This is a genomic window from Acidovorax sp. Leaf191, from assembly GCF_001424425.1.
Classification (GTDB): Bacteria; Pseudomonadota; Gammaproteobacteria; order Burkholderiales; family Burkholderiaceae_C; genus Acidovorax.
Window position 1 is genome coordinate 1,274,995 of the sequence record NZ_LMPT01000019.1, and the last position, 13,289, is coordinate 1,288,283.

General features: G+C 66.0%; 8 protein-coding genes. 7 read left to right on the forward strand and 1 reads right to left on the reverse strand.

The window, feature by feature from the left end:
- Positions 1-150: 150 nt before the first annotated feature.
- The 4 genes from dnaE (at position 151) to ASG27_RS19900 (ending at position 7,235) form a co-directional block, all read left to right on the forward strand.
- Positions 151-3,696 (forward strand): DNA polymerase III subunit alpha, encoded by a 3,546-nt coding sequence (gene dnaE / locus ASG27_RS19885; protein WP_056419776.1) that lies wholly within the window; start codon positions 151-153, stop codon positions 3,694-3,696.
- 80 nt (positions 3,697-3,776) lie between these two features.
- Positions 3,777-4,145, forward strand: coding sequence for an ATP-dependent Clp protease adapter ClpS (gene clpS, locus ASG27_RS19890; protein WP_056419941.1), 369 nt, complete (start codon positions 3,777-3,779; stop codon positions 4,143-4,145).
- Between the two features lie 57 nt (positions 4,146-4,202).
- Positions 4,203-6,551 carry an ATP-dependent Clp protease ATP-binding subunit ClpA gene (clpA, locus tag ASG27_RS19895; RefSeq protein WP_056419779.1) on the forward strand — a complete coding sequence of 783 codons (2,349 nt, stop codon included), beginning with the start codon at positions 4,203-4,205 and terminating at the stop codon, positions 6,549-6,551.
- Positions 6,552-6,977: 426 nt separating this feature from the next.
- Positions 6,978-7,235 (forward strand): DUF2789 domain-containing protein, encoded by a 258-nt coding sequence (locus ASG27_RS19900; protein ID WP_056419783.1) that lies wholly within the window; start codon positions 6,978-6,980, stop codon positions 7,233-7,235.
- A gap of 55 nt (positions 7,236-7,290) precedes the next feature.
- On the opposite strand, the gene ASG27_RS19905 is transcribed toward ASG27_RS19900, so the two are convergent.
- Positions 7,291-8,742, reverse strand: a complete 1,452-nt coding sequence (locus ASG27_RS19905; RefSeq protein ID WP_082485830.1) for a lytic murein transglycosylase — start codon at positions 8,740-8,742, stop codon at positions 7,291-7,293.
- Positions 8,743-9,009: 267 nt separating this feature from the next.
- Here ASG27_RS19905 and sbcB point away from each other — a divergent pair, with 267 nt between their 5' ends.
- The 3 genes from sbcB (at position 9,010) to ASG27_RS19920 (ending at position 13,226) form a co-directional block, all read left to right on the forward strand.
- Complete coding sequence (gene sbcB, locus ASG27_RS19910) at positions 9,010-10,455, forward strand: exodeoxyribonuclease I (protein WP_056419786.1); 1,446 nt, start codon at positions 9,010-9,012, stop codon at positions 10,453-10,455.
- A 139-nt stretch (positions 10,456-10,594) separates the two neighbouring features.
- Positions 10,595-11,842 carry a cystathionine gamma-synthase family protein gene (locus tag ASG27_RS19915; protein WP_056419788.1) on the forward strand — a complete coding sequence of 416 codons (1,248 nt, stop codon included), beginning with the start codon at positions 10,595-10,597 and terminating at the stop codon, positions 11,840-11,842.
- Between the two features lie 52 nt (positions 11,843-11,894).
- Positions 11,895-13,226: a protein kinase domain-containing protein gene (locus ASG27_RS19920; protein ID WP_056419791.1), complete on the forward strand. Its 1,332-nt coding sequence runs from the start codon at positions 11,895-11,897 to the stop codon at positions 13,224-13,226.
- The last annotated feature ends 63 nt before the right edge of the window (positions 13,227-13,289 follow it).

A 13,289-nucleotide genomic window follows, 5' to 3' on the forward strand; every position in this document is an offset into this window, starting at 1 on the left:
GCGAGGGCTGCCCTGTGCCAGCCGGTCTCGATCCGGCCTGGGGCCCGGGAGGCAAAAGGGCATTGTACCGGCCGCAGCACTGCCCCAGATGGGGTGGGTATCACGAGTTTTGTGCGGCGCGGGGCGCCGGGCTTTTTACAATGGCCCTCTATGTTTGTTCACCTGCGCCTGCACACCGAGTTTTCCGTCGTTGACGGTACCAACCGAATCGATGAGGTGGCCAAGGCTGCCGCCAAGGACGGCCAGCCCGCCCTGGCCATCACCGATCTCAACAACCTTTTCGGCGCCATCAAGTTCTACAAGGAGGCGCGGGGCAAGGGCGTCAAGCCGCTGATCGGGGCCGAAGTCAATGTCGCCGCCGAGTCCGGCCCTCCGGCGCGCATCGTGCTGCTGGTGCAGAACAAGCAGGGCTACCTGAATCTGTGCGAACTGCTGGCCCGTGCCTGGACGCGCAACATCGTCAAGAACGTGCCCGTGTGCACCTGGGACTGGCTGCGCGAACTGGGCGAGGGCCTGATTTCACTGGCCGGGGCGCAGGCCGGGCCGGTGGGCCAGGCGCTGATGAAGGGGGACGACGCCGGGGCCGCCAATGTGGCGCTGGAGCTGGCGGGCATATTTCCTCACCGCTTTTACATGGAGATCCAGCGGGCCGGCCGTGCGGACGACGAAGCCCATGTGATCGCGGCCGTGCAACTGGCCGCGCGCCTGAACCTGCCCGTGGTGGCCACGCACCCGGTCCAGTTCGCGACGGCCGACGACTACGAGGCCCATGAAGCGCGCATCTGCATCGCCGAAGGCGAGATCCTGGCCAACCAGCGCCGGGTGCGCAAGTTCACGCGCGAGCAGTACTTCAAGACCAGCGCCGAGATGCAGGCCCTGTTCGCCGACGTGCCCACGGCCATCACCAACACCCTGGAAGTGGCCAAGCGCTGCAACCTGACGCTGGTGCTGGGCAAGCCGCAATTGCCCGATTTTCCGACGCCCAACGGCATGCCGGCCGACGAGTACTTCCGGTTTGCGTCGTTCGAGGGGCTGGAAGCGCGCTTGAAGCACCTCTTTCCCGACGAGGCCAAGCGCGACAAGGAGCGCCCGCGTTATGTGGAGCGCCTGGAGTTCGAGCTGGGCACCATCCTCAAGATGGGGTTTCCGGGCTACTTCCTCATTGTGGGGGACTTCATCCAGTGGGCCAAGACCAACGGCTGCCCCGTGGGGCCGGGGCGGGGGTCGGGTGCGGGATCGCTGGTGGCCTATGCGCTCAAGATCACCGACCTGGACCCGCTGGAGTACAACCTGCTGTTCGAGCGGTTCCTGAACCCGGAGCGGGTGTCCATGCCCGACTTCGACATCGACTTTTGCCAGTCCAACCGCGACCGCGTGATCGACTACGTGAAGGACAAATACGGCAAGAACGCCGTGAGCCAGATCGCCACCTTCGGGACCATGGCGGCCAAGGCGGCCATCCGCGACGTGGGCCGTGTGATGGACATGAGCTACATGTTCTGCGACGGCATCTCCAAACTCGTGCCCGGCAAGCCCGGCATGTCCTACACCCTGGCGTACCCGCCCGAAGTGAAGAAAGAGGGCGACAAGAACAACTACGCGCTGGAACTGGAGCCCATGCTCTACGAGCGCGTGCGCAAGGAAGAAGACGTCAAGACCATCATCGAGATGGCGCAAAAGCTCGAGGGCATGACCCGCAACATCGGCATGCATGCCGGGGGCGTGCTGATCGCGCCGGGCAAGCTCACCGATTTCTGCCCGCTGTACCAGCAGCCCGGCAGCGAGTCGGCCGTGAGCCAGTACGACAAGGACGACGTGGAGGCGATCGGCCTGGTGAAGTTCGACTTCTTGGGCCTGGCCACGCTCACCATCCTGGAGATCGCGCGCGAGTTCATCATGAAGCGCCACAAGGGCCAGGAGAACTTTGCGTACGAGAACATTCCATTGGACGACGGACCGACCTACCGGCTGTTCTCCGAAGGCAAGACCGAGGCCGTGTTCCAGTTTGAAAGCCGCGGCATGCAGGGCATGCTGAAAGAGGCGCGGCCCAGCCGCCTGGAAGATCTGATCGCGCTGAACGCGCTGTACCGCCCCGGTCCCATGGACCTGATCCCCAGCTTCGTGAACCGAAAGCACGGCAAGGAGGTGGTGGAGTACCCGCACCCCGCCGTGGCCGACATGCTCAGCGAGACCTACGGCATCATGGTCTACCAGGAGCAGGTGATGCAGACCGCGCAGATCCTGGGCGGCTACAGCCTGGGCGGCGCCGACCTGCTGCGCCGCGCCATGGGCAAGAAGAAGGCCGAAGAAATGGCCGAACACCGCGAAAAGTTTCGCGCTGGTGCCCTGGCCACCCACGGCATCGACCAGGCCAAGGCCGACGAAGTGTTCGACCTGATGGAGAAGTTCGCGGGCTATGGCTTCAACAAGTCGCACGCTGCCGCGTATTCCCTGCTGGCGTACCACACCGGCTGGCTCAAGGTGCACTTCACCGCCGAGTTCTTCTGCGCCAACATGACGGTGGAAATGGACGACACCGACAAGCTCAAGGTGCTGTTCGAGGATGCGGTCAAGCATTTCGGCATCACCTTCGAACCGCCGGACGTGAACCGCGGCAAGTACCGCTTCGAGCCCGTGACGGACAAGATCATCCGCTACGGCCTGGGTGCCGTGAAGGGTACGGGCCAGCAGGCCATCGAGGCCATCGTGGCGGCGCGTGAAGGCCGGGGCGAAGGGCCCAACGGCTCCACCACCGGGCCGTTCAAGAGCCTGTTCGATTTTTGCCTGCGCGTGGACAAGGCGCGCATGAACAAGCGCTCCGTGGAGGCGTTGATCAAGGCCGGCGCGTTCGACTCGATCAACATGAACCGCGCGGCGATGGTCGCATCCATCGACCGGGCCTTCGACTTTGCCGCCGCCACGCTGGCCAATGTGAACCAGGGCGGGCTGTTCGACATGATGGGCGACGACGCGCACGGCTCCAGCACGCAGGAGCCCGAGCTGGTCGATGCATTGCCATGGGGCATCAAGGAGCGGCTCACGCTCGAAAAAACCGCCGTGGGCTTCTACCTGTCGGGCCACCTGTTCGACGAAGTCGCCACCGAGGTGCGGCGTTTCGTTCGCACGTCCATCGAGGAGCTGCTCGACAGCCGCGAGTCCCAGGTACTCGCCGGAATCATCAGCGACTTTCGCGTCATCAACGGACAGCGCGGCAAGCTGGCGTTGTTCAAGCTCGACGACAAGTCGGCGGTCATCGAGGCCTCGGCCGACGAGGCGCTGCTCAACACCTACCGCAACCAGCTCAAGGAAGACGAGTTCGTGGTCATGATGGGCCGGCTGCAGCTTGACCATTTCAGCGGCGGGCTCAGGGTCAAGGTGCAGCAGGTGTGGGACCTGGCCGGTGCGCGCTGCCGTTTTGGCAAATATCTGCACGTGCAGGTGGGCGACAAGGGCCCGGACGTGCCCCGCCTGGTGCGGGAGTTTCCACCGCGCCGCGAGGAACTCACCGAGGGCGAGCCGCTGGTGCACGGCCTCAAGGTGCGCATGGGGGTGCGCTGCGCCGCCGAGGGGGTCGCCGCCGTGGCGGAACTGCAACTGGGTGAAAGCGCGCGTTTCTACCCCACCGATGCCGCGCTGGCCGCCTGGACGGCCCAGGTGGGCAGCGGTTCGGCGACCGTGGTGTACGACCACGGTTGAGTGTGTAGCGGCATGGACTTGAAAAAAACAGTATCAACGCCAGATTTCTCTCGCGGCAGCAGGCCGCGCGGATGGCTAGAATGATTTTCATGGCAACTCAACCACCTTCACCCCCCACCGCGCCGCCCGTCACACGGCCAGCGCGGGATGATGGCGGTTCGGTCGTGCTCGAGAGACGCACGCAAAAGACCCAGCCGCCGCAGATGTACCAGGTGGTCATGCTCAATGACGACTACACCCCCATGGAGTTCGTCATCGTGGTTTTGCAGGAATTCTTCAGCAAGGACCGTGAACAAGCGACCCAGATCATGTTGAAAATCCATCTCGATGGCAAAGGCGTTTGCGGGGTGTATTCCCGCGACGTGGCCGCCACCAAGGTGGAGCAAGTGCTTGACGCCGCCCTCAAGGCGGGCCACCCACTGCAATGTGTCAGTGAGCCTGTTGAATAACAGGTCTTTTGTCCCGATCTAAAGTTATCCCTTCCACGCAAGCACAAAGGAGTTCACATGATTGCCCAGGAACTGGAAGTCAGCTTGCACATGGCCTTTGTTGAGGCCCGTCAGCAGCGCCACGAGTTCATCACCGTGGAGCATCTGTTGCTTGCATTGCTCGATAACCCCAGCGCAGCGGAGGTGCTGCGCGCATGTTCGGCCAACATCGATGATCTGCGTTCATCGCTGTCGAACTTTATCAAAGACAACACGCCCCAGGTCGCCGGCACCGACGAGGTGGACACCCAGCCGACCCTGGGCTTCCAGCGTGTGATCCAGCGCGCCATCATGCACGTGCAGTCCACGGGCAATGGCAAGAAGGAAGTCACGGGCGCGAACGTGCTCGTGGCCATCTTCGGCGAAAAGGATTCGCATGCCGTGTACTACCTGCACCAGCAGGGCGTGACGCGCCTGGACGTGGTGAACTTCATCGCCCACGGCATCAAGAAGGGCGAGCCGCCAGAACCCGCCAAGACCGAGAACCAGGCCGAGGGCGAAGAGGGCGGTGGCGGCGAGCGCAGCGAAAAGGCGTCGCCGCTGGAGCAGTTCACCCAGAACCTGAACCAGGCAGCCAAGGACGGCAAGATCGATCCGCTGATCGGCCGCCACTACGAAGTCGAGCGCACGATCCAGATCCTGTGCCGCCGCCGCAAGAACAACCCGCTGCTGGTGGGCGAAGCCGGCGTGGGCAAGACGGCCATCGCCGAGGGCCTGGCCTGGCGCATCACGCAAAACGACGTACCGGAAATCCTGGCCGAGGCCGTGGTGTATTCGCTCGACATGGGCGCGCTGCTCGCGGGCACCAAGTACCGCGGTGATTTCGAGCAGCGGCTCAAGGGCGTGCTCAAGTCGCTCAAGGACAAACCCAACGCGATCCTGTTCATCGACGAGATCCACACCCTGATCGGTGCGGGCGCAGCCTCGGGCGGCACCCTCGATGCATCCAACCTGCTCAAGCCGGCGCTGTCCAGCGGCCAGCTCAAGTGCATCGGTGCGACCACCTTCACGGAGTACCGCGGCATCTTCGAAAAAGACGCCGCGCTGTCGCGCCGCTTCCAGAAGGTGGACGTGGTCGAGCCCACGGTGCAGGAAACCATCGACATCCTGAAGGGCCTGAAGTCCCGCTTCGAAGAGCACCACAGCGTGAAGTACGCTGCGGCCGCCCTGCAGGCCGCGGCCGAGCTGAGCGCCAAGTACATCAACGACCGCCATCTGCCCGACAAGGCGATCGACGTCATCGATGAAGCCGGTGCTGCCCAGCGCATCATGGTGCCGAGCAAGCGCAAGAAGACCATCGGCAAGGCCGAGATCGAAGAGATCGTGGCCAAGATCGCGCGCATTCCGCCGGCCAATGTCTCCAACGACGACCGCGGCAAGCTGCAGACGCTGGAGCGTGACCTCAAGAGCGTAGTGTTCGGCCAGGACAAGGCACTCGAAGTGCTGGCGTCGTCGGTCAAGATGGCGCGCTCGGGCCTGGGCAAGGGCGACAAGCCGATCGGCTCGTTCCTGTTCAGCGGCCCCACGGGCGTCGGCAAGACCGAAGCGGCCAAGCAGCTGGCCTACATCATGGGCATCGAGCTGATCCGCTTCGACATGTCGGAGTACATGGAGCGCCATGCCGTGAGCCGCCTGATCGGCGCGCCTCCGGGCTACGTCGGGTTCGACCAGGGTGGCCTGCTGACCGAAGCCATCACCAAGAAGCCGCACGCGGTGCTGCTGCTCGACGAAATCGAGAAGGCACACCCGGACATCTTCAACGTGCTGCTGCAGGTCATGGACCATGGCACGCTGACGGACAACAACGGCCGCAAGGCCGACTTCCGCAACGTGCTCATCATCATGACCACGAACGCTGGCGCCGAGACCATGAACAAGGCGACCATTGGCTTTACCAACCCGCGGCAGGCGGGCGACGAAATGGGCGACATCAAGCGCCTGTTCACGCCCGAGTTCCGCAACCGGCTGGACGCCATCGTCAACTTCAAGGCGCTCGACGAGCAGATCATCCTGCGCGTGGTGGACAAGTTCCTGCTGCAGCTGGAAACGCAACTGGCCGAGAAGAAGGTGGAGGTCACCTTCACCGACACACTGCGCAAGCACCTGGCCAAGAAGGGCTTCGATCCGCTGATGGGCGCCCGCCCGATGCAGCGCCTGATCCAGGACACCATCCGCCGCGCGCTGGCCGACGAACTGCTGTTCGGCCGCCTGACCGACGGTGGGCGCCTGACGGTGGACATCGAGGTCAAGACCGACGACAAGGGTGTGGAAACCCCCGAGGTGCTGCTGGACATCCAGCCGGCCTCCAAGAAAGAGCGTGCCGCCAAGTCGGAGCCCGCCGAGCCGGAAGAGGCCACTGCCGATTGATCGGCGACCGGGTCTTGGCTTGATCGCCTGACCCGGCATAGCTGCTAGGCACCGGGTTGAGCAGCCGGTGCAGTGTCTGCAGTGCTTGGAGCGGTCACCCGACCCACACCATCAAAAAGCCAGCCATCGTCACGATGGTTGGCTTTTTTGCTTTGGGCTGGTGCTTCGTGGTCCTGGTGCCACGGTGTTTGGGTGTTGTGCTGGGGCGCAAGCCTGCGTCTGTAAGCGGCCGGCGCTACTGTACGACGGGCTTTTCGTGCAGTGCGCCTGCGGCAATGGCGCGACTTGCACGAAACGGCCATCCGCAGGTCTGCGCGTCCTTTCAGACCGCGTGCAAGCTGCTATGTTCACTCCACACAGCGCAGCGGCCCCCTGAAGGACCATGCGCTGGCATCGTTTTGTCATTCACAACAAGGAGTCCTGCCCATGATCACCACCGAACCCACCATGACCAATCTCTTCCTGCAACTGGGCCTGGATGAAAGCGAGCAGGGGATCGCCGACTTCATCAAAGGCCATCAGCTCCCCACCGAAGTGGCGCTGGGCGATGCGCCGTACTGGAGCGATTCGCAGCGCCAGTTCCTGGTCGAGCAACTCAAGGCCGATGCGCCCTGGGCGATGATCGTGGACCAGTTCAGCGAATCGCTGCACTCCGACGCGGTCAAGCGCAGCACGGGGCTCTGAAGCGCCCGCAGGGCGGGCGCAGCGGTGGTGTGCTGCCGCCGCGCCCTTCCTTGCGTTATCGCGCGGGCGCGGCAGTGGGCGCTGTGCCTGGCGCTGCTGGGGTCGCCGCGCCGCGCAGGCGCGCGAGCAGGTCGGCGGTGGCGTAGCCGTCTGCCACCAGCCCTTCGCTTTGCTGATAGCGGCGCAGTCCCGCCCGGGTGGCCGGTCCCAGCACGCCGTCTGGCGTTCCGGTGTCGAACCCCCGTTCGTTGAGTGCCACTTGCAGCGCCAGCACCTCGTCCCGCGACAGGGCGGGCAGGTCACGCGGCCAGGCGGCGATGATGGGCGCGCCGCCGTCGATCTGCTGAGACAGCTGGGCCACGCCCAGTGCGTACGTCACCGCGTTGTTGTAGCGCAGCAGCGTGCGGAAATTGTGGCCCACCAAAAACGCTGGGCCCCGGGCACCGGCCGGTGCCAGGATGGAGGCAGCCTCCAGTGCAGGCAATGGGCGCCCGTCCATGGTCTGCACGCCTTCGGCCGCCCACTGCACCGCGCTCTGGCGCACGCTGAGCTCCGTGCGTGCATGGTCAAAACCCGCGGGCAGCTGGACTTCGGTGCCCCAGCTCTCGCCGCGCCGCCAGCCTTCGCCGACCAGGAATGCCGCGGTGGACGCAGCCACGTCCGGCGCGCTGCCCCAGATGTCGCGGTGGCCGTCGCCATCGGCATCGACGGCATGGCGCAAGAACACCGAGGGCAGGAATTGCGTGTGCCCCATGGCGCCCGCCCACGATCCGATCATGCGGTCGGCAGCGATGTCGCCCTGGTCGATGATGCGCAGGGCGGCCAGCAGCTCGTTTTGCGCCCAGGCGCGGCGCCGCCCCTCAAAGGCCAGCGTGGCCAGCGCATCCACGGTGCGGAAGGTGCCGAAGTTGCTGCCGTAGTTGCTCTCCATGCCCCAGATGGCGGTGATCACCGTCGCCGGCACGCCGTAGCGTGCGGACGCCGACTGCAGGGCTGCGGAATGCTCGGCCAGCTTGGCCTGGCCCTGCGCCACGCGCTGCGGCGACACCGCGCTGTCGAGGTACGCCCACGGTGTGCGTGTGAACTCGGGCTGGGCGCGGTCCAGCTCCACCACACGGGGTTGCCACTGTGCCGTGGCCAGCACATTGCGCACCGTGTCGGGGCGGATGCCGGCCTGCAAGGCCTGCGACTGAAAGGCGCTGTTCCACACGGCGAAGCCTGCGATGTGGTCCGCGTCCGAGCCCTTGGCCAGGGCAGCAGCCTGGGCAGCCGTCGGCGCAAGCGGTGAGGCGCCGGGCTGCGGAGGGCTGGGGACCGCGGCGGCGGGTGTGGCAGCGGTCGCTGGGGCTGGGGCGGGGGCCCGGTTGGACGCCTGGGCAGGGCCGCTGCCATTGGCGGGGGCAGCGCAGCCTGCCAAAGCCAGCGCGGTGGCCAGCGTCACGAGCGCTGCAGGCGTTGCCTTGGGGCGGCGGGTGGATTCGGTGGAAACAAGCGTGTTACGGGTCATGCGCCATTGTCCCGCCCCTGCCGGGCGTTTGCTGCACTGCAGGTGTATCACTGCGTGAAGACGCTGCGGCAGCAGCATGGCGTCGGCAGGCGGGAGGAGGAGGCGGTTTACTATGGTTTTGATAGCTGCCAGCGCTTGAACGACAAGCGGTAGGGGCCCAAATCACTTCAAAATAGGGTTACATTTGGCGCACCGTGGCGGGCCCGTCGTCCGCCGCCCGTTCACGTTCACTGTCACCGAAAAGCCCACCGTCCTCGTCCTCCGTCCATGGCTTCACACACCTTTCTCTGGCACGACTACGAAACCTTCGGCGCCAACACGCGGCGCGACCGGCCCGCGCAGTTCGCGGCCATCCGCACCGATGCCGATCTCAACGAGATCGGCGAGCCGCTGAACATCTTCTGCCAGCCGGCCAACGACTACCTGCCCGACCCGCAGTCGTGCCTGATCACCGGCATCACGCCCCAGCAGTGCCTGGAGCAGGGCGTGCCAGAACACCAGTTCGCCGCCCGCATCGAGGCCGAGTTGGCGCAGCCCGGCACCATCGGCGTCGGCTACAACACCATCCGCTTCGACGACGAGATCACGCGCTTCATGTTCTGGCGCAACCTCATCGATCCGTATGCCCGCGAGTGGCAGAACCAGTGCGGCCGCTGGGACCTGCTGGACGTGGTGCGCATGACCTATGCGCTGCGGCCCGACGGCATCACCTGGCCCAAAAAGGAAGACGGCGCCCCCAGCTTCAAGCTCGAGCACCTCTCCAAAGCCAACGGCCTGCTGCACGAGGCCGCGCACGATGCCCTGTCGGACGTGCGCGCCACCATTGCGCTGGCGCGCCTCATCCGCCAGCACAACACCAAGCTCTTCGACTTTGCGCTGTCGCTGCACAAGAAGGACCGCGTGGCAACGGAACTGCGCCTGCCGGCCACCAGCGCCACGGCGCGGCCTTTCCTGCACGTCTCGGGCATGTTCCCGGTGGACCGGGGCTGCCTGGGCGTGATGTGGCCGCTGACCAGCCACCCCACCAACAAGAACGAACTCATCGCCTGGGACCTGTCGCAGGACCCGACACCCCTGGCCACCATGGGTGTCGACGAGATCCGCCTGCGCATGTTCAGCAAGGCCGACGCGCTGCCCGAAGGCGTCACGCGCCTGCCGGTCAAGACCATCCACCTCAACAAGTCGCCCATGGTGGTGGGCAACGTGAACACCCTCACGCCCGCGCTGGCGCAGCGCTGGGGCATCGACATGGAGCAGGCCGCGCAGCATGCGAACGTGGCGCGCAGCCTGCCCGACATGAGCGGCATCTGGCCGGCCGTGTTTGCCCGCCCGCCCGAGGCCACGCCCGATGTGGACCAGGACCTGTACGGCGGGTTTGTGGGCAACAACGACCGCCGCCTGCTCAACGAGCTGCGCACCATGAGCGGCGAGAAGCTGGCCCGCTCCCGCGCCGCGTTCGACGACCCGCGCCTGGCCGAGCTGCTGTGGCGCTACCGGGCGCGCAACTTCCCCGCTACGCTGTCGCCTGAAGAAGCGCAGCAGTGGGAGGCGCACCGCGCAGCCTGCTTGTTCGACGGGCAGGGTGGGGCGCGCACGGTGGAGCAGCTGTTCACCGAAATCGACACGCTGTCGGAGACCGCTGAAGACGACCGCACACAGGACATCCTGGGTGCCCTGTACGATTACGCGGAGCACATCGCGCCGGAGCGGTGACTCCCCCTGAGGCGCTGCGCGCCTTCCCCCTGAGGGGGACGCCCCCGGTGGCCCGGCAGAGCCGGTTCCACGGGGGCACTGGTATGGGGGCGCGCCAGTTTTTGCCGCCTGGGCTTTGTAGACAGACATTGCACTTTTTATGACGACACCGCAGAACCACCATTTCACGACCGAGATCCTCCACGCCGACCGCCAGGGCGGCGCGGAGCATGGGGCCATTCACAAGGCGATCCACACCTCGGTGCAGTACGGCTACGACCAGGTCGAGGACCTGATCGCCGTGTTCCAGGGCACCGCCAAGGGCGGCTTCAATTACGCGCGGCAGGGCACGCCCACCACGGCGGCGCTGGAGGCCAAGATCACGCAGATGGAAAAAGGGCAGGGCACCATCGTGTTCGCCACGGGCATGGCGGGCATCTGCGCCATCTTTCTCACGCTGCTGAAGGCGGGCGACCACCTGGTGGCCAGCCAGTTCGTGTTTGGCAACACCAACAGCGTGTTCGGCACGCTGGCCGACCTGGGCATCGAGGTGACCCTGGTGGACGTGACCGATGCCGCCAACGTGGCGGCTGCGGTGCGGCCCAACACCCGCATGGTGTTTGTCGAGACCATCGCCAACCCCGGCACGCAGATCCCTGATCTTGAAGGTGTCGGCACCGTCTGCCGCGAGCGTGGGCTGCTGTACGTGGTGGACAACACCGTGGCGTCGCCCTATCTGTTCCGTGCGTCCACGGTGGGCGCGGGCCTGGTGCTCAACTCGCTCACCAAAAGCATCGGCGGTCAGGGCGCGGCGCTGGGCGGCGCGGTCACCGACACCGGGCTGTTCGACTGGAGCACGTACCCCAACATCTTCGCGCCCTACCGCAAGGGCGACGCCAAGGGCTGGGGCCTGCAGCAGGTGCGCAAGAAGGGCCTGCGCGACATGGGCGGCACGCTGTCGTCCCACGCCGCGCACCAGATCGCACTGGGCGCCGAGACGCTGTCGCTGCGCATGGACCGCACCAGCGCCACGGCGCTGGCGCTGGCCCAATGGCTGGAGAAGCACCCCGCCGTATCGCGCGTGCTGTACCCTGGACTGCCGTCGCACCCCCAGTACGCTTTTGCGCAAAAGCACCTCAAGGCCGGCTCGTGGCTGCTGTCGTTCGAGCTGCGCAACCCCGACCACTGCCTGCCCGTGTGCAACCGCCTGCAGCTGCCCATCAAGGCCACGGGCCTGGCGGACACGCGCACGCTCATCATCCCGGTCGCCCACACCATCTTCTGGGAGGCGGGCCCCCAGGTGCGCGCCGCCATGGGCATTGCCGACAGCATGATCCGCTTGTCGGTAGGTCTGGAGGAAGTCGAGGACCTGCTCGCGGACTTCGAGCAGGCGCTGGCGGGGCTCTGACCGGGCCTACTGCGAAGTCCACCCCGGCTGCCCCCACCGCCCCATCCACACCATGGCCACCGCCACCTCTGCACCGCCCGCCAACATCGGCAAGTACCGCATCGAGCGCGAGCTGGGCCGGGGTGCCAGCGGCATCGTGTTCCTGGGGCTGGACGGATTTCGGGGCCGCAAGGTGGCCATCAAGCAGACCCACGCGCACCTGCTCAAACAACCGGAGCAGGCCGAGCGATACCGCAAGCTGCTGCGCAACGAAGCGGCCTTGTCAGGCCGCCTGCGCCACCCCAACATCGTGCGCCTGCTCGATGCCGATGAAGAGGCCGTACCGCCGTACCTGGTGCTCGAATACGTCGACGGCCAGCCCCTGTCGGCCTACGCCACACCCGACGCACTGCTGCCCGTGCCCCAGGTGCTGGACATCGCCTTCAAGTGCTGCAACGCCCTTGAATACGCCCACCGCGAAGGCCTGGTGCACCGGGACATCAAGCCCGCCAACCTCATGCTGGCGCAGGACGGCGACATCAAGCTCACCGACTTCGGCGCCGCGCTGTCGCTGCGCAGCGATGCCACGCAACTGTCGGGCCTGGTGGGCTCGCCGTCGTACATGTCGCCCGAGCAGGTGCGCGAGCAGGACCTGACGCATCACAGCGACATGTTCTCGCTGGCCGTGGTGGTGTACGAGCTGCTCACCGGCCGCCGCCCGTTTGACGGTGATACCGACTTCGCCACGCTCTACAAGATCAGCAACGAAGCACCCACCCCACCCAGCCTGCTGCGCGCCTCGTTGCCCAGCCATGTGGACGACGTGCTGCTGCGCGCCCTGGCCAAGCAGCCAGCCGACCGCTTTGCCACCTGGCAGGACTTTGCCCAGGCCCTGCTGGCCGCCCACCAGGGCCTGCCCCGCCAGAAGTCGCAGGACACCGAGGCCGAACGCTTTGCGCGGCTGCGGGCGCTGCCTTTCTTTGCAGACTTTCACGACGTGGCGCTGTGGGAGCTGATGCGCCTGGGCCACTGGCGCCGGCTGGAGCAGGGCACCGTCCTCATGCGCGAGAACACGCCCGGGGACTCGTTTTGCATCCTCATCGAAGGCCAGGTCAGCGTCAGCCGCCAGGGCTGGACCCTGAGCACCCTGGGCCCCGGCGTCACCCTGGGCGAGATGACCTACCTGCGGCCCGAGGACAAGATGCGCACCGCCACAGCCGTGGCAGAGACCGAGGTGCTGGTGCTCAAGGTGCGCAACCCCGCGCTGCAGGGCGCATCGGAAGACCTGCAGTCGCGGTTTGACAAGGCGTTCATCAAGCTGCTGGTGGGGCGGCTGATTGCCACCAACGAGCAACTGGGGGAGTGGGAGCTGGTGGCGGCGCCGGGAGCGGCGGGCGACGAGTGATAGTTCTGGCGGGGGTGTCGTGCGCAGCGCTGCTGTCCATGGGCCTGACGCTGCGGACGGCTG

Bases quoted from the DNA above. Each gene is read 5' to 3' on its own strand.
- dnaE (WP_056419776.1), top strand. From the start codon at position 151: ATGTTTGTTCACCTGCGCCTGCACACCGAGTTTTCCGTCGTTGACGGT.
- clpS (WP_056419941.1), top strand. From the start codon at position 3,777: ATGATTTTCATGGCAACTCAACCACCTTCACCCCCCACCGCGCCGCCC.
- clpA (WP_056419779.1), top strand. From the start codon at position 4,203: ATGATTGCCCAGGAACTGGAAGTCAGCTTGCACATGGCCTTTGTTGAG.
- ASG27_RS19900 (WP_056419783.1), top strand. From the start codon at position 6,978: ATGATCACCACCGAACCCACCATGACCAATCTCTTCCTGCAACTGGGC.
- ASG27_RS19905 (WP_082485830.1), bottom strand. From the start codon at position 8,742: ATGACCCGTAACACGCTTGTTTCCACCGAATCCACCCGCCGCCCCAAG.
- sbcB (WP_056419786.1), top strand. From the start codon at position 9,010: ATGGCTTCACACACCTTTCTCTGGCACGACTACGAAACCTTCGGCGCC.
- ASG27_RS19915 (WP_056419788.1), top strand. From the start codon at position 10,595: ATGACGACACCGCAGAACCACCATTTCACGACCGAGATCCTCCACGCC.
- ASG27_RS19920 (WP_056419791.1), top strand. From the start codon at position 11,895: ATGGCCACCGCCACCTCTGCACCGCCCGCCAACATCGGCAAGTACCGC.